Source organism: Azospirillaceae bacterium (genome assembly GCA_028283825.1).
In the GTDB taxonomy this organism is placed as follows: domain Bacteria; phylum Pseudomonadota; class Alphaproteobacteria; order Azospirillales; family Azospirillaceae; genus Nitrospirillum.
Window position 1 is genome coordinate 159,110 of sequence record JAPWJW010000003.1, and the last position, 17,617, is coordinate 176,726.

General features: G+C 68.1%; 20 protein-coding genes and 1 other RNA gene. 18 read left to right on the plus strand and 3 right to left on the minus strand.

Features of this window, described 5'->3' with window-relative positions; all coding sequences use genetic code 11:
- Positions 1–5 precede the first annotated feature (5 nt).
- The 3 genes from PW843_12640 to tkt all read right to left on the minus strand — a co-directional run bounded on the left by PW843_12640 (position 6) and on the right by tkt (position 3,745).
- A complete protein-coding gene (locus tag PW843_12640; GenBank protein ID MDE1147445.1) occupies positions 6–449 on the minus strand; it encodes a hypothetical protein in 444 nt (147 codons plus the stop codon).
- Between the two features lie 74 nt (positions 450–523).
- Positions 524–1,531: a type I glyceraldehyde-3-phosphate dehydrogenase gene (gene gap, locus PW843_12645; protein ID MDE1147446.1), complete on the minus strand. Its 1,008-nt coding sequence runs from the start codon at positions 1,529–1,531 to the stop codon at positions 524–526.
- Between the two features lie 198 nt (positions 1,532–1,729).
- A complete protein-coding gene (tkt, locus tag PW843_12650) occupies positions 1,730–3,745 on the minus strand; it encodes a transketolase (protein ID MDE1147447.1) in 2,016 nt (671 codons plus the stop codon).
- Positions 3,746–4,200: 455 nt separating this feature from the next.
- Between tkt and PW843_12655 the strand changes: the two genes are divergently transcribed.
- From PW843_12655 to tilS, 18 genes are all read left to right on the plus strand, one after another.
- Positions 4,201–4,461, plus strand: coding sequence for a hypothetical protein (locus tag PW843_12655; GenBank protein MDE1147448.1), 261 nt, complete (start codon positions 4,201–4,203; stop codon positions 4,459–4,461).
- Positions 4,462–4,467: 6 nt separating this feature from the next.
- Positions 4,468–4,815, plus strand: coding sequence for a cell division protein ZapA (locus PW843_12660; protein MDE1147449.1), 348 nt, complete (start codon positions 4,468–4,470; stop codon positions 4,813–4,815).
- Positions 4,816–4,829: 14 nt separating this feature from the next.
- Positions 4,830–4,987, plus strand: a non-coding RNA gene (gene ssrS / locus PW843_12665) — 6S RNA.
- Positions 4,988–5,109: 122 nt separating this feature from the next.
- Complete coding sequence (locus tag PW843_12670; protein ID MDE1147450.1) at positions 5,110–5,802, plus strand: 5-formyltetrahydrofolate cyclo-ligase; 693 nt, start codon at positions 5,110–5,112, stop codon at positions 5,800–5,802.
- Between the two features lie 24 nt (positions 5,803–5,826).
- Entirely contained in the window at positions 5,827–6,657 is an 831-nt protein-coding gene (locus PW843_12675) for a TIGR00282 family metallophosphoesterase (GenBank protein ID MDE1147451.1), read from the plus strand.
- 384 nt (positions 6,658–7,041) lie between these two features.
- Complete coding sequence (locus PW843_12680; GenBank protein ID MDE1147452.1) at positions 7,042–7,794, plus strand: YebC/PmpR family DNA-binding transcriptional regulator; 753 nt, start codon at positions 7,042–7,044, stop codon at positions 7,792–7,794.
- 57 nt (positions 7,795–7,851) lie between these two features.
- Positions 7,852–8,376, plus strand: a complete 525-nt coding sequence (gene ruvC, locus PW843_12685) for a crossover junction endodeoxyribonuclease RuvC (protein ID MDE1147453.1) — start codon at positions 7,852–7,854, stop codon at positions 8,374–8,376.
- Complete coding sequence (gene ruvA / locus PW843_12690) at positions 8,373–8,996, plus strand: Holliday junction branch migration protein RuvA (GenBank protein MDE1147454.1); 624 nt, start codon at positions 8,373–8,375, stop codon at positions 8,994–8,996. Before ruvC ends, ruvA begins: the two co-directional genes overlap by 4 nt.
- Positions 8,993–10,069, plus strand: coding sequence for a Holliday junction branch migration DNA helicase RuvB (gene ruvB / locus PW843_12695; protein MDE1147455.1), 1,077 nt, complete (start codon positions 8,993–8,995; stop codon positions 10,067–10,069). The genes ruvA and ruvB overlap by 4 nt, the downstream gene beginning before the upstream one ends.
- Positions 10,062–10,640, plus strand: coding sequence for a YbgC/FadM family acyl-CoA thioesterase (locus tag PW843_12700; protein ID MDE1147456.1), 579 nt, complete (start codon positions 10,062–10,064; stop codon positions 10,638–10,640). The genes ruvB and PW843_12700 overlap by 8 nt, the downstream gene beginning before the upstream one ends.
- 8 nt (positions 10,641–10,648) lie before the next feature.
- On the plus strand, positions 10,649–11,377 hold the full coding sequence (gene tolQ / locus PW843_12705; GenBank protein MDE1147457.1) for a protein TolQ: 729 nt from the start codon (positions 10,649–10,651) through the stop codon (positions 11,375–11,377).
- Position 11,378: 1 nt separating this feature from the next.
- Complete coding sequence (tolR, locus tag PW843_12710) at positions 11,379–11,828, plus strand: protein TolR (protein ID MDE1147458.1); 450 nt, start codon at positions 11,379–11,381, stop codon at positions 11,826–11,828.
- Positions 11,829–11,846: 18 nt separating this feature from the next.
- Positions 11,847–12,815, plus strand: a complete 969-nt coding sequence (locus tag PW843_12715) for a hypothetical protein (GenBank protein ID MDE1147459.1) — start codon at positions 11,847–11,849, stop codon at positions 12,813–12,815.
- Positions 12,815–14,149: a Tol-Pal system beta propeller repeat protein TolB gene (gene tolB / locus PW843_12720; protein MDE1147460.1), complete on the plus strand. Its 1,335-nt coding sequence runs from the start codon at positions 12,815–12,817 to the stop codon at positions 14,147–14,149. The genes PW843_12715 and tolB overlap by 1 nt, the downstream gene beginning before the upstream one ends.
- A gap of 174 nt (positions 14,150–14,323) precedes the next feature.
- A complete protein-coding gene (pal, locus tag PW843_12725) occupies positions 14,324–14,827 on the plus strand; it encodes a peptidoglycan-associated lipoprotein Pal (GenBank protein ID MDE1147461.1) in 504 nt (167 codons plus the stop codon).
- A gap of 245 nt (positions 14,828–15,072) precedes the next feature.
- Positions 15,073–15,429, plus strand: a complete 357-nt coding sequence (locus PW843_12730; GenBank protein ID MDE1147462.1) for a hypothetical protein — start codon at positions 15,073–15,075, stop codon at positions 15,427–15,429.
- 4 nt (positions 15,430–15,433) lie between these two features.
- Positions 15,434–16,093, plus strand: coding sequence for a tol-pal system protein YbgF (gene ybgF, locus PW843_12735; protein ID MDE1147463.1), 660 nt, complete (start codon positions 15,434–15,436; stop codon positions 16,091–16,093).
- 17 nt (positions 16,094–16,110) lie between these two features.
- Positions 16,111–17,529 (plus strand): tRNA lysidine(34) synthetase TilS, encoded by a 1,419-nt coding sequence (gene tilS, locus PW843_12740; protein ID MDE1147464.1) that lies wholly within the window; start codon positions 16,111–16,113, stop codon positions 17,527–17,529.
- Positions 17,530–17,617 lie beyond the last annotated feature (88 nt).

The following is a 17,617-nucleotide window of genomic DNA, read 5'->3' on the forward strand; positions in this document are numbered from 1 at the left end:
ATGCGTTAATACGTCCCAGTATTGCGAAATCCCTGATTGCGATCCGGACCATGCCCGGCCAGCCAGGCGCGGCAGGCGGCCACGGGGTCGCGACGGCCGCGCAGGTCCAGGGCCTCAACACCGCCCAGCCGGTGCAGGCGGGCGCCCTGGGCCTGGGCGATATCCGCCAGCCGGGCGGCCGCGCCATCGTTCCCGTCGAAGCTGATATCGAGGATGCCCAGCGCCAGTGCTGCCAGGGCATGGCCGGCGGCGTCGCCGCAATCCAGCACCGCCGTCATGGGCGCACCCGGAAACTCGGCGGCCAGCTGGTCCAACAGGGCGCGCCAACCGCCCACGCCCAGGGACCCTGCGGCATCGGGCGCGCTGACCAGGCGAACGGGCGCACCATCCGCCGCCGTCAGCGCGGCGCGGGCATCGTCCAGGCACAGGATGCGGATAGGGGCGGTCATGGCTTCAGCATAAAGAAAAAGGCGCCCCGGCAGAACCGGAGCGCCTTCATCATCGGTCACGGAACCGGAAGGGCTCAGCCCACCTTGTGCATGGCGACGGCGGTGTCGCTCATGCGGTTGGAGAAGCCCCACTCGTTATCGTACCAAGTCATGATGCGCACGAAGGTGCCGTCGATGACCTTGGTCTCGTTCAGCGCGAAGATGGACGAGTGGGCATCGTGGTTGAAGTCGGTGGACACCAGCGGCTCGGCATAGGCACCCAGGATGCCCTTCAGCGGGCCCTCGGCGGCGGCCGTGATGGCGGCGGTGACTTCCTCGACCGAGGTCGCCTTCTTGGCTACGAACTTGAAGTCCACGACCGAGACGTTGGGGGTGGGAACGCGCAGCGAGGTGCCGTCCAGCTTGCCCTTCAGTTCCGGCAGGACCTTGCCCACGGCCTTGGCGGCACCGGTGGAGGTCGGGATGATGTTCAGGGCGGCAGCGCGGGCGCGGTGCAGGTCCTTGTGCATCGTATCGACCGTGTTCTGGTCGCCGGTGTAGCTGTGGATGGTGGTCATGAAGCCGTGCTCGATGCCGATGGCATTGTTCAGCACGAAGGCCACCGGGGCCAGGCAGTTGGTGGTGCAACTGGCGTTGGAGACGATCTTGTGTTCCGGCGTCAGCTTGTCGTGGTTCACACCATAGACGACCGTCAGGTCCTCATCCGTCCCGGGGGCGGAGATCAACACCTTCTTGGCGCCGGCGGTCAGGTGCTTGGAGGCGGCGTCGCGCGAGGTGAAGATGCCGGAGCATTCCATGGCGACGTCGATGTCCAGGTCGCCCCACGGCAGCTTGGCCGGGTCGCGTTCCTGGACCACCTTCACCGTATGGCCGTTGACCACCAGGTTGCCGTCCACCACCTCGACCGTGCCGGGGAAACGGCCGTGCACGCTGTCATACTTCAGCAGGTGGGCGTTGGTCTTGGCGTCGGCCAGGTCGTTGATGGCGACCACCTCGACATCGTTGCGACCGCTTTCGTAAATGGCGCGCAGCACCAGGCGGCCGATGCGCCCGAACCCGTTGATGGCAACACGAACAGCCATGTGTCTTCCTCCGACTTCGTTTAGCCGCCCTATGGTCGGGCGGGCCTTCGCTGAAACCTTGAAGATGGTAAACGTCACGCCATCGTTTTAGGCGTTATGGGGCTTGCATGGCAGGCCTACCATAGTGGGACATCCCATCCCCAGCCCTGTGTCAAAGCGGGGACCCCGGATTTGCCCGGAGTCCCGCCCTGGTTGTGATTACAGGCGGGCCTTGGCGGCCGCGACTACGCCTTCGACGGTGATGCCGAAATGGGCGTACAGCTCCTTGTACGGGCCCGACTCGCCGAAGCCCGGCATGCCGATGAAGCCGCCCTTGGGGCCGATCCAGCGGTCCCAGCCGAAGCGGACCATGGCTTCCACGCCGACACGCACCAGGTCGTCGCCGCCCAGCACGCTGGCCCGATAGGCCTCGTCCTGCTCGACGAAAAGTTCCCAGCTGGGCATGGACACCACGCGGGTGGGGACACCCTCGGCCTGCAGCACGTCGCGGGCCTGCACGGCGATCTCCACCTCCGAACCGGTGGCCAGTAGGACCACCTTGGCGGCACCGCCCTCGGCCTCGCGCAGGATGTAGGCACCCTTGGAGGTCAGGTTTTCCTCATTGTGCTCGGTACGCAGGGTGGCCAGGTTCTGGCGGGTCAGCGCCAGGACGGAGGGCCGGTCCTTGCTCTTCAGCGCCAGCTGCCAGCACTCCGCCGTCTCCACCTGGTCGGCGGGGCGGAAGACCAGCAGGTTGGGGATGGCGCGCAGGGCCGCCATATGCTCCACCGGCTGGTGGGTGGGGCCGTCCTCGCCCAGGCCGATGCTGTCATGGGTCATGACATGCACCACGCGCTGCTTCATCAGGGCGCCCAGGCGGATGGCCGGGCGGCTGTAGTCGGCGAAGGCCAGGAAGGTGCCGCTCAGCGGGATCAGGCCGCCGTGCAGGGCCATGCCGTTCATGGCGGCGGCCATGCCGTGCTCACGCACGCCGTAGTGGATGTAACGGCCGTCGTACTTGTCACGCTGCAGGCTGACGACACCCTTGGTGCGGGTGTTGTTGGACCCTGTCAGGTCGGCGGAGCCGCTGATCAGTTCCGGCACCACGTCGAAGATGGCGTCCAGCACGTTGCCGGAGGCCTGGCGGGTGGCCACGCTGGGGCGGCCCTCGCTGGTGGCGCGCTTGACGGCGCTGATGGCGGCGTCGAACGCGGCCGAGACGTCACCCGACTGGCCGGCCTTGAAGGCGGCGGCCAGGGTGTTGTCGGCGGCGGTCAGGCGCTGGTCCCAGGCGGCGGCGTCGGCCGCACCCCGGGCGCCATACTGGCGCCAGGCGTCCAGGATGCCGGCCGGGATCTCGAAGGGCCCATGCTCCCAGCCATAGGCGGCGCGGGCGCCGGCGATCTCGGCGGCACCCAGGGGCGAGCCGTGGCAGGAGTTCTTGCCGGCCTTGGTCGGCGCGCCCAGGCCGATGGTGGTGCGGCAGGCGATCAGCGACGGGGTGCTGGTGGTTTTGGCGTGGGCGATGGCGGCGGCGACGGCGACCGGATCATGGCCGTCCACGGCCTGCACGTCCCAGCCATAGGCCGTGAAGCGGCCCTTCACGTCCTCGGTGAAGGACAGGTTGGTGGGGCCGTCGATGCTGATGTTGTTGTCGTCCCACAGCAGGATCAGGCGATCCAGGCCCAAATGGCCGGCCAGGGCGGCGGCCTCATGGCTGACACCTTCCTGCAGGCAGCCGTCGCCGGCGATGACGTAGGTGTGGTGGTCGACCAGGGCGTCGCCGAAGCGGGCGTTCAGGTGACGTTCCGCCAGGGCCATGCCGACGGCGGTGGCGATGCCCTGGCCCAGCGGGCCGGTGGTCATCTCGATGCCGCGGGCCATGCCGTATTCCGGGTGGCCGGCGGTGCGGGCGCCCAGCTGGCGGAACTTCTTGATCTGGTCCAGGTCGATGTCTTCGTACCCGGTCAGGTACAGCAGCGCGTAGATCAGCATGGAGCCGTGGCCGGCCGACAGCACGAAGCGGTCGCGGTCGGCCCAATCGGGGCGCTTGGGATCGAACTTCAGGAACTGCGTGAACAGCACGGTGGCGACATCAGCCATGCCCATGGGCATGCCGGGATGGCCGGACTTGGCCGCTTCCACGGCGTCCATGGCCAGGACGCGGATGGCGGTGGCGAGATCCTTGTGGGGAACGCCCCCCACGACATCACCGGTTGCGGGCTGCGACGACATGGGGCATTGGGCCTTTCGTGAGACGGACGCGCTGGTGCTGGTCCGTGGGGCATCCGGCAGGGATGCCCTGAATTCTTGGCGGATTCGGGCCCCCATCCTCCCGATGATTGCGCCGCCGCACCGCCCGTTTTCCGGGCGCCGGGCCGCGCGGATACCGGGCGCCAGGGGCGGCGGCACCATGACCGCCACCGATCCTGCCGTCAAGCTCCGGTGCCCCCCCAAATCTGCAAGCGCGGCCAGCGTTAAAGGGTGCGATCTGCCCCGGTTTCGGCGGCCCGGCCCGGTGATCATTTCCGCCAGCCGCCGCCGTGATGCCGGAACGCGTCCTAATCGTCTGTGGCTGCGGTTTTTTTGCTGGCGGGCGCCCCTTTCTTTCTTTATTCGACGCCGCACCTTCTCCATCTTATTTCCTATCTGATCGACATTCCCTTTCCCAATTGGGCCCGTTCCGTCCCATGGACCGACTGAAGACCGCGCTGGATCGTCTGGATGCCGCCGTCCTGATCCTGGACGGGGCGCTGGAACGGCGTGTGACGCAGCCAGTGGTGGTGGCCGTCGCGGACGCCGATGAGGCGGCCCGGGTGCGGATCGCCCAGCTGGAACGGGCGCTGGCGGCGGCGGAAGGGCGGGAGCAAGGGGCCAAGGCGGCCACCGCAGCCTTGTCGGAACGGCTGGACCGAACCATCGGACAGCTGCGTGCGGTGCTGGAGGACTGATCAAAGATGGCCCGCGTGGACATCATCCTGAATGGACGCCCCTATGCCCTGGCCTGCGACGACGGGCAGGAGCATCGCCTGCGCGAGCTTGGCTCCTACGTCGATGCCCGCCTGCGCGAGGTGGCGCACGATGCCTCCGGCGGCAGCGAGACTCAGCTGCTGGTGCTGACCGCCCTCATGCTGGCTGATGAGATCTTCGACCTGCGCGCCGAACTGGGCGGACCCCGCCGGCCCGTGTCGGCCCCGGCCGCCGAGGCCCCCGCCCCCCGGGCGGAGGACGAAAGCGTGGCCGCCGCGGTGGATAGTTTGGCAAAACGCATCGAAGACATTGCGGCGCGGCTCGATCGCACCTAAGTTAGAGACCTGGAAGGTGGCTGCGCGGTTCGTCAGGTCGCTTTATCCCCAGGGCCGATACCCATCCTCTCGGGGGCTGTCCCTGTCGACGCCGTGGTGTCGAACATATGGCTCCCACCTGCCTGGCAGGCCATGGAGGATACACATGGCCAACGGCTGATGTGGCCCCTTCCAGACCTTAATTCATTCCCCGTCCAGGGTCTCTTGCCCAAGCGGTGCCCCGGTCCATATGAGGCGTTGCGGGCCGCTTCGGGCCCGGTTCCTTGTGTCCATTGATCCGAAGGGTGCGCCCATTTGACGTCGCCATCGTCCACTTCCTCGGCCGCCCCGCTGAACCCCGGGGCCCCTCTGGAAGCGCCGGACGCGGTTGAGGCCCTGCGCGCCGCCAAGAAGGCGGTGCGACTGGCGGCACGGCGGGGGCGGGCGGCGCTGGACGTGGACCGCACGGCGGCGGCCAAGGCGCTGGCCGACAACTTCCTGGAAATTTCCCCCAAGATAACGGACGGGCTGGTGCCGGTCGGCGTCACCATCGCCGGCTATTGGCCGGTCGGGGACGAGATCGACCCCCGGCCCCTGATGCATCGCCTGGCCGCCATGGGGGTGACCGTCGCCCTGCCGGTGTGCGAGGCCAAGGGGCGGCCGCTGCTGTTCCGCCGCTGGCACCCCGGCACGCTGCTGGCGCCCGACATCATGGGCGTGCCCGCCCCGACGGCGGAGGCTACGCCCAGCGGCGGGGCTGTGATTCCCGATGTCATCCTGCTGCCGCTGCTGGCCTTCGACCGCGCCGGCGGCCGGCTGGGGTATGGCGCCGGTTTCTACGACCGCACGCTGGACGGCCTGCGCCGCAGCCGCGCCATCCAGGCGGTGGGCATCGCCTTTGCCGAACAGGAACTGGACAAGGTGCCCTGCGACGCGCATGACCAGGGGCTGGATTGGATCGTGACCGAACGCTACGCCGTTCGCGCCGGCCCGCGCCCCGCGCGCTGAAGTCTTTCATCTGAGGTATGGGTTATGCGTCTGTTGTTCCTGGGTGATGTGGTTGGCCGTAGCGGTCGCGACGGCGTGCTGCGCCATCTGCCGGAACTGCGCCGGGCGCTGAAGCTGGACTTCGTCATCGTCAACGGCGAGAACGCGGCCGGCGGCTTCGGCATCACCGAGAAGATATCGGCCGAGTTCTTCGCCGCCGGCGTGGATTGCCTGACCACCGGCAACCATGTCTGGGACCAGAAGGAACTGGTCAGCCAGATCGACCGCCTGCCCAACGTGCTGCGCCCGCTGAACTATCCCGAGGGCACGCCCGGCCGCGGCGCCTCCCTCCTGCCCACCCGCGATGGCCGCCGCAAGGTGCTGGTGGTCAACGTCATGGCCCGCCTGTTCATGGACGCGCTGGACGACCCCTTCGCGGCGGTGGAGAAGGTGCTGCGCACCTACCGCCTGGGGCCGGGATCGGCCGATGCCATCGTCATCGACGTGCATGGCGAGGCCTCGTCGGAGAAGATGGCCATGGGCCATCTCTGCGACGGCCGCGTGACCCTGGTGGTGGGCACCCACACCCATACCCCCACCGCCGACACCCAGATCCTGAACGGTCGCACCGCCTATCAGACCGACGCCGGCATGTGCGGCGACTATGACAGCGTCATCGGCATGAAGAAGGAGGCGGCGGTGCTGCGCATGACGCGCAAGCTGCCGACCGACCGCCTGACCCCGGCGGAGAACGACGCCACCGTCAGCGTCTGCGGCACCTTCGTCGAGACCGACGACCGCACCGGCCTGGCCGTCCGCGCCGAAGCCGTCCGCGTCGGCGGCCGCCTGTCCCAGGCGCTGCCGACGGTCGGCTAAGGGCCGCAAAATCAGCGGCATGAGGCATCGACTCATGCCGCCTAGGCCCCGACCGGGGCCGCCGGAGCCTTTCGGGGAACGGAGTGGACTGAAAGGCGAGGAAGCCCAAGCGGCCGGATGGCCGCGCCCGGGCGCTTGAGGGAAAACGAGAATCCGGCGCCTGAGGGAACACATAAATCCAATGTGCCCTGCATAAACCGCCTTGGCGCCTTTGCCGGAATTCCGCCATAAAGCCGCCGTAACCCGGACGGAAAGCGCGTCCCCGTGACAAACCTGTGGCAAGCATCGCCATGGGGGGTGTGCATGGACGTGCCTGGTGCCACAAGATGTGGTACAAGCGCCCGAATAAACTCCGCTCAACCCCTATATAGAGCTCAGGGTCCCATGGCCGGACATTCCCAGTTCAAGAACATCATGCACCGCAAGGGCGCCCAGGACGTCAAGCGGTCCAAGCTGTTCAACAAGCTCGCGCGCGAAATCACCGTTGCCGCCAAGGCGGGCCTGCCCGATCCGGGCCACAACCCGCGCCTGCGCGCCGCCATCCAGGCCGCCCGCGTGCAGAACATGCCGCGCGACCGCATCGACCGCGCCATCAAGCAGGGCACGCCCGGCGGTGGTGACGACACCAACTATGATGAGGTGCGGTACGAGGGTTACGGCCCCGGTGGCGTCGCCCTGATCGTCGAGGCGCTGACCGACAACCGCAACCGCACCGCGTCGGAAGTGCGTTCCGCCTTCTCCAAGCACGGCGGCACGATGGGCGAGACCAATTCGGTCAGCTTCATGTTCAGCCGCATCGGCCTGATCACCTATCCCGCGTCCGTCGCGGATGCCGACACGGTGCTGGAAGCCGCGATCGAGGCCGGCGCCGATGATGTCAGCAGCGATGACGACGGCCATGCCATCGTCACCGGCGTGGACAGCCTGGGTGAGGTGCGCGACGCGCTGGAAGCCAAGTTCGGCGCGCCGGAAGGCGCCAAGCTGACCTGGCAGCCGCTGAACACCGTGGCGCCGGCGGAAGACGCGGCCCAGAGCCTGCTGAAGCTGTTGGACATGCTGGACGACAGCGATGACGTGCAGAATGTCGTCGGCAACTTCGAGCTGTCGCCGGAGTTGATGGAGAAGCTGGGCGGCTAAGGCCGCCCGGCCCGTTTCCATTTGGGGACGGTCAGCGGGAAAAGGGGAACGGCGGCGATGGGGGATCGGACGATCCGCGTGCTGGGCCTGGATCCGGGGCTGCGCAACATGGGCTGGGGCGTCATCGACGTTTCCGGCAACCGCTTGACGCATGTCGCCGACGGGGTCGTGCATTCCAACGACCGCGATGATCTGGCCCGCCGCCTGGTTACCCTTTACGAGGGGCTGGAGGACATCATCCGCGCCTGGACGCCCGATGAGGCGGCGGTGGAGGAGACGTTCGTCAACAAGAACCCCGTTTCCACCCTGAAGCTGGGGCAGGCGCGGGGCATCGCCCTGCTGGCCCCGGCGCGCCAGGGCCTGCCCGTGTCGGAATACCCGCCCAACCTGGTGAAGAAATCGGTGGTGGGGGCGGGCCACGCCGACAAGACGCAGGTGCAGGCCATGGTGCGGATGCTGTTGCCCGGCTTCCAGCTGTCCAAGGCTGACGCCGCCGACGCCCTGGCCGTGGCCATCTGCCATGCCCATCACAGCCAGACCCGGCGCCTGGTGGGCGGCATCATGGCGGGGGCCGCGAGATGATCGCCAAACTCAAAGGGCTGCTGGACAGCACGGGCCTGGACTGGGCCATCATCGATGTCGCCGGGGTGGGCTATCTGGTCTCCGCCTCGTCCCGCACCCTGCGCCGCCTGGGCGCGGTGGGCGAGGCGGTGTCGGTCCTGACCGAGATGTGGGTGTCGGAAGACAAGATGCAGCTGTTCGCCTTCGCCGACGTGGCGGAGCGCGACTGGTTCCGGCTGCTGACCACCGTGCAGGGGGTGGGCGCCCGCGTGGCGCTGGCCGTGCTGTCGGTGCTGTCGCCGGAACAGATCGCCCAGGCGCTGATGGCCCAGGACAAGACGGTCCTGACCCAGGCCGATGGCGTGGGGCCGAAGCTGGCCACCCGCATGGTCAGCGAATTGAAGGACAAGGTGCCGGCCCTGGCGCTGGCGCCCACCGCCGCCGGCACGCCGGCCGGCAAGACGGACGCCGCCGTTCCCGCCCCGGGCGGTGCCGCGGCTGACGCCGTCTCCGCCCTGGTCAATCTGGGCTACAAGCGGCTGGAGGCCTTCGCCGCCGTCACCACCTGTGCCGCCCGCTTAGGGCCTGACGCCAGCGTGTCCGACCTGATTCGCGCGGGCCTTAAGGAATTGAGCGCATGAATGCTGCCGATTCCGACCGGCTGGTCAGCCGCGAGCGCGCGCCGGGCGACAGCCCCGACGTGTCGCTGCGGCCGCTGTCGCTGGCCGACTTCACGGGCCAGAAACAGGTGCGTGAGAACCTGTCCATCTTCATCCAGGCGGCGCGGTCGCGGGGTGAGGCGCTGGACCATGTGCTGCTGTTCGGCCCCCCCGGCCTGGGCAAGACCACGCTGGCCCAGATCGTGGCCAAGGAATTGGGGGCGGGTTTCCGCGCCACCTCCGGCCCGGTCATCGCCAAGGCCGGCGACCTGGCGGCCCTGCTGACCAACCTTCAGCCGCATGACGTGCTGTTCATCGACGAAATCCACCGCCTGTCGCCGGCGGTGGAGGAAATCCTCTATCCCGCGATGGAGGATTTCCAGCTGGACCTGATCATCGGTGAGGGGCCGGCCGCGCGCTCCGTCCGCATCGACCTGCCGCCCTTCACCCTGGTGGGCGCCACCACCCGGTCGGGCCTGATCACCCGGCCCTTGCGGGAGCGATTCGGCATTCCGCTGCGCATGCAGTTCTATGAGCCGGAGGAGTTGCAGCTGATCGTCAGCCGGGCGGCGCGCCTGCTGGACATGCCGCTGCTGTCGGAAGGGGCGCTGGAGATCGCGCGCCGTTCGCGCGGCACGCCGCGTGTGGCCGGCCGCCTGCTGCGCCGGGTACGCGACTTCGCCGCCGTGGCCGGGGCCACAGAGATCGACGCGCGCGCCGCCGATATCGCCCTGACCCGGCTGGAGGTGGATCGCCTGGGCTTCGACGCCATGGACCGGCGCTACCTCAACTGTCTCGCCAACAATTACGGCGGCGGCCCGGCCGGCGTGGAGACGCTGGCCGCCGCCCTGTCGGAACAGCGCGACGTGCTGGAAGAGGTGATCGAGCCCTACCTGATTCAGCAGGGGTTGCTGCAGCGCACGCCGCGTGGCCGCATGCTGACCGACAGCGGCTATCGTTACCTGGGCCTGCCCGCACCGGTCAGCAGCCCGGTGCGCCAGATGGACCTGCTGGGCCCGGTCGAGGCCGAGGACGGGGAGGGTGTCGATGTCTGATGCCGCTCTCGCCCTGTCCGGCCGCATGCAGGGGAACGTCCACGTCTTCCCGGTGCGGGTCTATTACGAGGACACCGACGCCGGCGGCATCGTCTATCACGCCAATTACCTGCGTTTCGCCGAGCGCGCGCGGACGGAGATGCTGCGCCTGCTGGGCGTGCCGCATGCCGAGCAGGTGGCCGCCTCCGGCGCCGCCTTCGCCGTGCGCCGCTGCACCGCCGATTTTGTCGCGCCCGCCCGGCTGGAAGAGACGCTGGAGGTGCGCAGCCGCATCACCGCCGTCAGCGGCGCCACCGTTTTGGCGGAACAGACCATATACCGGCCACAAAGTGATGGGATCGTGCCGGCCGCCCCGGCTGCTGACGTGAACATCGATGGGGCCGCCGTGACCGACCGGATCCTGGTCCGGCTGACGTTGAAACTGGCCTGCATCAACGCCCAGGGGCGCGCGGTGCGGGTGCCGGCGCCGGTTGCCGCCGCTTTCGCCCGTTTGGGCGTGGGTGGTGGGGCCGGCGACAAGATCAATACGAAGGGTGATGGCGCGGCGACGGGCCGCCCGTCAGAAGAGTGAGAGTGGCGATGCAGCATCAGATCATGAGTTTCGTGGCCTTGGGCGCCGACCCGGTGCAGGACATGTCCGCCCTCAGCCTGTTCATGACCGCCAACTGGCTGGTCAAGGCCATCATGCTGGGGCTGCTGGCGGCCTCCGTCTGGGTGTGGGCAATCATCTTCGACAAGTCGATCAAGCTGCGCCGCATGAAGGCTGCCGCCGCCGACTTTGAGGAGCAGTTCTGGTCCGGCGGGTCGCTGGACCAGCTGTTCGACGATGTGGGCAAGGCCCCCAGCGACCCGCTGTCCGCCACCTTCGCCGCCGGTATGCGCGAATGGCGCCACGCCAACGAACGCGGCCTGACCTCGTCCGGCGCGATGCGGGCCAACCTGGCCCAGCGCATCGAGCGGGTGATGTCCGTGACCGTCAGCCGTGAGATGGCGCAGACCGAACGCTACATCACCGTGCTGGCCACCGTCGGCTCCAACGCGCCGTTCGTCGGCCTGCTGGGCACCGTCTGGGGCATCATGCACAGCTTCACCAGCATCGCCGCCGCCGGCAACACCAGCTTGGCCGTCGTCGCCCCCTCCATCGCCGAGGCGCTGTTCGCCACGGCGCTGGGCCTGGTGGCCGCCATCCCGGCCAGCGTGGCCTACAACAAGTTCTCCTCCGACATCGCGCGTTTCGGCGACCGGCTGGACAGCTTCGTGACGGAGTTCAGCTCCATCCTGCAACGCCACCTGGAAGAGCGGGGCTGACATGGGCGCCGCACTTTCCGGAAAGCAATCCACCGGCCGGGGGCGCCGCCGCGCGCGCCCCATGGCCGACATCAACGTCACCCCCATGGTCGACGTGATGCTGGTGCTGCTGATCATCTTCATGGTCACGGCCCCGCTGCTGACCGTCGGCGTGCCCGTCGACCTGCCCAAGAGCAATGCGGCCGCCCTGCCCGGGCAGGATGAGCCGCTGGTGGTGTCCATCCGCGGCAACGGCGACGTCTATCTGAACGAGACCCAGACGGACCTGAACGACCTGATCCCGCGCTTGCAGGCCATCAGCCAGAACAACGCCGACGCCCGCATCTTTGTGCGCGGCGACAAGACGCTGGCCTACGGCCGCATCATCGAGGTCATGGGTGCGATCAGCAGCGCCGGCTACAAGAAGGTGGCGCTGATCTCGGAAGTGCCCGACCACCCTGCCCGTCGATAGGAAAGACCGACCAGCCCCATGCGTCCGGCCGTCATCTTTTCAATCGTCCTGCACGTCGCGCTGCTGTTGCTGGCGATTCTAGGGCTGCCCCTGCTGAAGCCGGATCCGATGGTGATGGCGGAGCCGGTGGCGGTCGAGGTCGTGGACATCAGCGAACTGACGAACGCGGCGACCAAGCCACCGGACAAGCCCCAGCCGCCGGCGCCCAAGGCGCCTGAGCCGCAGCCGGATCCGGCCCCCACCACCCCCGACCAGCCGCCCCCGCCGCCCGACCAGGCCAAGGCCGATCCCACGCCGCCGCTGCCTGATCCGACGCCGCCACCCCCGACACCGGAACCGCCGAAGCCCGAGCCGCCCAAGCCGGCGCCGCCGCCTCCGCCGCCCGAGCCCGAAGCCCTGCCCATCAAGAAGATGGAGGTGCCGAAGGTGGAGGAGCAGAAGACGACCGAGCTGGAACAGCCGCAGGCCGTGCCGAAGCCCGATCCCAAGCCCGAGCCGCCGAAGCCGAAAGAGCAGCCGAAGCCCGAGCCGAAGAAGGATACGCCCTCGCTCGACAGCATCCTGAAGAACGTGGATAAGCTGAAGGAAGACAAGCCCAAGGACACGGCGAAGGATACGCCGGCCAAGGACACACCGAAGACACAGCAGACTTCGGCCGCTCAGCCTCAATCCGACCATCTTTCGGTGTCAGAGCAGGATGCGTTGCGCTCGCAATTGGCGGGTTGCTGGGCCGTACCGGCCGGAGGCAAGGACGTGAACACCATGAGTGCCGATATCCGCGTGTCCTTCGACACCTCGATGCACGTCACCAAGGTGGACTTCCTGTCCGGCAACGGCTCGCTCTCCAATCCGACCTACCGCAGTTTCGTGGAAAGCACCCTCCGCGCGCTGCAGAAGGATCAATGTTCGACCTTGCGCCTGCCCAAGGATAAGTACGGCGGGGCCGGGTCCATCGTGTTCACGTTCAGCCCGAAGGACATGTTCTGATGACCACGCGACAGACGCTCACCGCTATAAGACGCGCCATCGCCCTGGCTGCCGTGCTGTTCCTGGCGGTCGCGGTTCCGGCCAAGGCCGAGCTGCATCTCGATATCACCAAGGGCAATGTCGAACCCTTGCCCATCGCCGTGACCCAGTTCTATGGCGATCCCGTGGGCCTGAAGATCGCCACGGTGATCGAGGCCGACCTGGAACGGTCCGGCCTGTTCCGGCCCATCGACCACCGCGCCTTCATCCAGACGCCGGACCAGCTGGCCGCCGGCCTGCCGCGTTACGGCGACTGGAAGGTCATCAACGCCCAGGCGCTGGTCAGCGGCACCGCCGCCGTCCAGCCCGACGGTCGCCTGAAGGTGGAATTCCGCCTGTTCGACGTGCTGTCGCAACAGCAGCTGACCGGCCTGGCCTATTTCACCCAGCCCGACGGCTGGCGCCGCATCTCCCACATCATCGCCGACGCGATTTATAAGCGAATCACCGGTGAGGACGGGTACTTCGACACCCGCATCGTCTACATCGCCGAATCGGGTCCGGCCACCTCGCGACAGAAGCGTTTGGCCATTATGGACCAGGATGGCGAAAACAACCTCTATTTGACCGATGGCCGGGTGCTGGTGCTGACCCCGCGCTTCTCGCCGACGGCTCAGGAAATTACATACCTGAGTTACTTCAACAACAGGCCTAGGGTTTACATCTTCAACGTGGACACCGGCCGCCAGGAGGTTCTGGGCGACTTCCCGGGCATGACTTTCGCCCCCCGGTTCTCCCCGGATGGCAACAAGGTCATCCTGAGTTTGGCCCAGAACGGCAACACCGATATCTACCTGTTGGACCTGCGCACCCGCCGTCAGACTCGCCTGACCGACAATCCGGCCATTGACACCGCCCCCTCTTTTTCACCGGACGGAAGTAAAATTACTTTCGAGTCTGATAGAGGTGGCAGTCAGCAGATCTATACGATGAATGCTGACGGGACGAATGTGCAGCGCATTACTTTCGGTGCCGGAAAGTATGGCACGCCGGTGTGGTCCCCCCGTGGCGACCTCATCGCCTTCACACGGTTCAGTGGCGGGAGGTTTTCGATCGGTGTGATCCGCCCCGATGGTTCCGGTGAAAAGGAATTGACCACCGGTTACTTGGTTGAGGGCCCAACCTGGGCGCCCAACGGCCGTGTCCTGATGTATTTCAAGGAGAAGCCGGTGGGTGAGGGCGGACGTCAGCGGCAGGTCCGTCTCTACTCCATCGACCTCACCGGGGCCAACGAACGGCAGATGCTGACACCGACCGACGCGTCCGACCCCGCTTGGTCGCCCTTGATTCCCTGAGGACGGCACAGTATTTTCGCAGCGCAAGAACGACGTAAGACTTGTCGGTCTACAGAGACGGGAATAAGTGGCGGTGGTGGCTTGACAGCTGCCGCCGCCACCTCACTTCAATCGAGATCGCGGTCGCGATAATATCAATCCCACTTAAAAGTTGTCCGTAGGGGGTCTCAAATTATGCGCATGAAATACCTGAGCCTGTGTGCTGCTCTGGCCCTGGTGGCCGCCTGCTCCTCCACTCCGGAGCACAAGGAAGCTGCCCAGACCGCCAGCACCACCCAGACCACCCCGCCGTCGGTCCCGGCCAAGCCGACCGGCCCGGTCCCGGGTTCCAAGGAAGACTTCGTGGTCAACGTCGGTGACCGCGTGTTCTTCGGTTACGACAAGTTCGACCTGACCCCGGAAGCCACCGCGACCCTGGACAAGCAGGCCGCCTGGCTGAAGAAGTACGGCCAGGTGACGATCACCGTGGAAGGCCATGCTGACGAGCGCGGCACCCGCGAGTACAACCTGGCGCTGGGCGAGCGTCGCGCCAACGCCGTGAAGAACTACCTGACCGCCCTGGGTGTCGACCTGGCCCGCGTGCAGGTGATCAGCTACGGCAAGGAGCGTCCCGCCGTCCTCGGTTCCAACGAGGCCGCCTGGGCGCAGAACCGTCGCGGCGTGACGGTCATCAACTGATCTGCCCGATCTAGGGTAGCCGGTTAAGAGGGCGCCGTTCGACCCATGGGTCGGGCGGCGCCCTTTTTCTTGGCCAATATTACTTTCGAACAGAATAATACTTCTTCCGACGTAGGGTCATGCGCCAAGCGCCCTTCCGCTGGCGCCCGTGCCTGCGCTAACGTCGCGCTGGCGGTGCGTGCCGCCGTTTGACAAGATTCGCCAGACCGTCCCCTCCGCACCGTCCCAGCTCCTGGAACCGCCCCATGACGCCGTCGCTGACGTCCCTCCGCTCCCGTCTCACCGTTTTGTCACAGCGCGCCGGTTCGGGCCGCTGGATGGCCCTGGCCGGCATGGTCGCCGTGATCGCCGCCCCGATGCTGGCGCCGGTGCCGGCATGGGCGCAGAGCCGGGACATGCAGGATCTGCTGAACCGCCTGTCGCGGCTGGAGACCGATGTGCAGACCCTGTCGCGCGACGTCTATCGCAATGGCGCCCGGCCCTCGGGCCCGGTGTCCGGCGTGCCGGGCGCCCCGGGTGCTGGGTCCGCCGCCGCGGGCGAGCTTGAGGTCCTGAAGCTGCAGATGGAAACCTCAGACGCAGCAGCAGACCGGCAAGTATGAGGAGTTGGCCTACCAGGTCAGCCAGATGCGGGAACGGCTGGACAAGCTGTCCACCGACATCGACCTGCGCCTGCAGAAGCTGGAGGACAAGGCCGGCATCGGCCTGGGCGCGTCCATGAACGGTGGCGGCAATGGCGGTTCCGGCGATGCCGGCGCCCCGCCGTCCGACCTCAAGGGCGGTGCCAAGCCGCTGCCGCCGGTGACGGACAGTGCTGCCAAGGGTCCCGCGACTCCCCCGCCGGCCACGGCGCCGGCCGACAGCGGCGGCACGCTGCCCGCCGGCCCGGCGCAGGAACAGTACGATTTCGCCTTCAACCTGCTGCGCCAGGGCGACGCGCCAGGGGCGGAAAAGGCGTTCACCCAGTTCCTGAAGCAGAACCCCGACAACCCGCTGGCGGCCAATGCCCAGTACTGGCTGGGCGAGACCTTCTACATCCGCGGCAACTTCAAGGCCGCTGCGGTGGCCTTCGGCGACGGCTACAAGAAGTATCCCAAGAGCACCAAGGGGGCCGACTACCTGCTGAAGCTGGCGCTGTCGCTGGATTCGCTGGGCGACAAGCCCAGCGCCTGCGTGGTGCTGAAGCAGCTGGCGTCGGACAAGGACGCCTCCCCCACCGTGAAGCGGCGGGGCGAGGAGCAAAGCAACCGCCTGGCCTGCAAGTGACGGCGGGGCCCGAGTCGGTGGGAGAACCCATCGACGAGGCCCTGTTCGACCGCCTGATGGCCCCGCTGGGGCCGTTCGGCACCACACCCGTCCTGGCCGTGGGGGTCTCCGGCGGCCGCGACAGCATGGCCCTGGCCCTGCTGGCCGACCGCTGGGCCAGGGCGCGCGGCGGCCGGGTGGAGGCCCTGACCGTCGATCATGCCCTGCGGCCGGAGTCAGCGGCGGAGGCGGCCCAGGTCGGCCACTGGCTGGCCGCCCGCGGCATCTCCCACACCATCCTGACCTGGACCGCGCCCAAGCCCGCCAACGGCCTGCAGGCGGCGGCGCGGCAGGCGCGGTATGACCTGCTGGCCCAGGCCTGCCGGACGCGGGGCATCCTGCATCTGTGCCTGGCCCATCACCGCGAGGACCAGGCCGAGACCGTGGCCCTGCGCCAGGCCGGCGGCAGCGGGGCGGAGGGGCTGGCCGGCATGGCGCCGGCCCGCGCCCTGGCCGACGTTCGCCTGCTGCGGCCCCTGCTGCCCGTCAGCCGCGCCGACCTGGGCGCCACCTGCGTTGCCGCCGGCCAGACCTGGATCGATGATCCGTCCAACCTGATGCAACGTTATGCCCGGGGCCGCCTGCGCACTGCGGCGGCACCCCTGGCCGTCGATGACCTGCTGGGACAGGCGCGCGGCGCGGCGGTGGCGCGCACGGAGCTGGAGGGCGCGGTGGCGGCGGCCGTGGCGTCCCATGTGCTGCTGGCGCCGGAAGGCTACGCCGTGGTCGATGTTCCGCCGCTGTTGGCGCTGCCGCTGCCGGTGGCCCTGCGCCTGCTGGCGGGGGTGGCCGCCGCCCTGGGCGGGCAGGCCTATCCGCCCGCGCCGGTGGCGACGGGCCGCTTGCTGGCGGCTATCCCTGGGCTGTGGGACGGGGAAGACCGGACGGCCGCTTCCCTGAACCTGGGCGGCTGCCAGGCGCGGCGCCTGGCCGGCGGGGGTGGCGCCCGCCGCCTGCTGTTGTTGCGCCAGGCGGGACGCATGGCGCCGCCGGTGCCGCTGACGTCGGAAGGCGTGCGCTGGGACGGCCGCTTCCAGCTTGTGGGTTCCGCACCGGGCGAGGGTTGGACCCTGGGGGCCCTGGGCACTGCCATGGCGCGTCGCCTGTTGGCGGCGGCGACTCCGGTCGACCTCGGCCGCGTGCCCCGGCCGGTGTGGCCGACTCTGCCCGCGTTCTGGTGGCGGGAAGGGCTGGTGGCGGTACCACATTTGGGATGGCAGGTAGGTCCGCCTAACCTTTTGGATGAGGCCATGGGGCAGGGGGGGTATCGGGCGGACAGCTTGCCCCGCCTGGCCTTCCGTCCGTCGCTGGCGGTGGCACCTCCCCCGTTTTTGCCGGTTGGAGGTGCCATGATAGACGTGATGGCAGTTGTCTCGGACGCCCGCGTCATTATCTAATGAGGACGGTCCCGGTTGTCTTGAGGTAAAGACGGCCGGGTGGGCTGCGGCCCCCGCCATCGAAACCGGCCTTTCCGGCCGGGTGGCA

What these genes read in the sequence shown, in the direction of transcription:
- PW843_12640 (MDE1147445.1), bottom strand. Translation starts at nt 449, where the DNA reads ATGACCGCCCCTATCCGCATCCTGTGCCTGGACGATGCCCGCGCCGCG.
- gap (MDE1147446.1), bottom strand. Translation starts at nt 1,531, where the DNA reads ATGGCTGTTCGTGTTGCCATCAACGGGTTCGGGCGCATCGGCCGCCTG.
- tkt (MDE1147447.1), bottom strand. Translation starts at nt 3,745, where the DNA reads ATGTCGTCGCAGCCCGCAACCGGTGATGTCGTGGGGGGCGTTCCCCAC.
- PW843_12655 (MDE1147448.1), top strand. Translation starts at nt 4,201, where the DNA reads ATGGACCGACTGAAGACCGCGCTGGATCGTCTGGATGCCGCCGTCCTG.
- PW843_12660 (MDE1147449.1), top strand. Translation starts at nt 4,468, where the DNA reads ATGGCCCGCGTGGACATCATCCTGAATGGACGCCCCTATGCCCTGGCC.
- PW843_12675 (MDE1147451.1), top strand. Translation starts at nt 5,827, where the DNA reads ATGCGTCTGTTGTTCCTGGGTGATGTGGTTGGCCGTAGCGGTCGCGAC.
- PW843_12680 (MDE1147452.1), top strand. Translation starts at nt 7,042, where the DNA reads ATGGCCGGACATTCCCAGTTCAAGAACATCATGCACCGCAAGGGCGCC.
- ruvC (MDE1147453.1), top strand. Translation starts at nt 7,852, where the DNA reads ATGGGGGATCGGACGATCCGCGTGCTGGGCCTGGATCCGGGGCTGCGC.
- ruvA (MDE1147454.1), top strand. Translation starts at nt 8,373, where the DNA reads ATGATCGCCAAACTCAAAGGGCTGCTGGACAGCACGGGCCTGGACTGG.
- ruvB (MDE1147455.1), top strand. Translation starts at nt 8,993, where the DNA reads ATGAATGCTGCCGATTCCGACCGGCTGGTCAGCCGCGAGCGCGCGCCG.
- PW843_12700 (MDE1147456.1), top strand. Translation starts at nt 10,062, where the DNA reads ATGTCTGATGCCGCTCTCGCCCTGTCCGGCCGCATGCAGGGGAACGTC.
- tolQ (MDE1147457.1), top strand. Translation starts at nt 10,649, where the DNA reads ATGCAGCATCAGATCATGAGTTTCGTGGCCTTGGGCGCCGACCCGGTG.
- tolR (MDE1147458.1), top strand. Translation starts at nt 11,379, where the DNA reads ATGGGCGCCGCACTTTCCGGAAAGCAATCCACCGGCCGGGGGCGCCGC.
- PW843_12715 (MDE1147459.1), top strand. Translation starts at nt 11,847, where the DNA reads ATGCGTCCGGCCGTCATCTTTTCAATCGTCCTGCACGTCGCGCTGCTG.
- tolB (MDE1147460.1), top strand. Translation starts at nt 12,815, where the DNA reads ATGACCACGCGACAGACGCTCACCGCTATAAGACGCGCCATCGCCCTG.
- pal (MDE1147461.1), top strand. Translation starts at nt 14,324, where the DNA reads ATGCGCATGAAATACCTGAGCCTGTGTGCTGCTCTGGCCCTGGTGGCC.
- PW843_12730 (MDE1147462.1), top strand. Translation starts at nt 15,073, where the DNA reads ATGACGCCGTCGCTGACGTCCCTCCGCTCCCGTCTCACCGTTTTGTCA.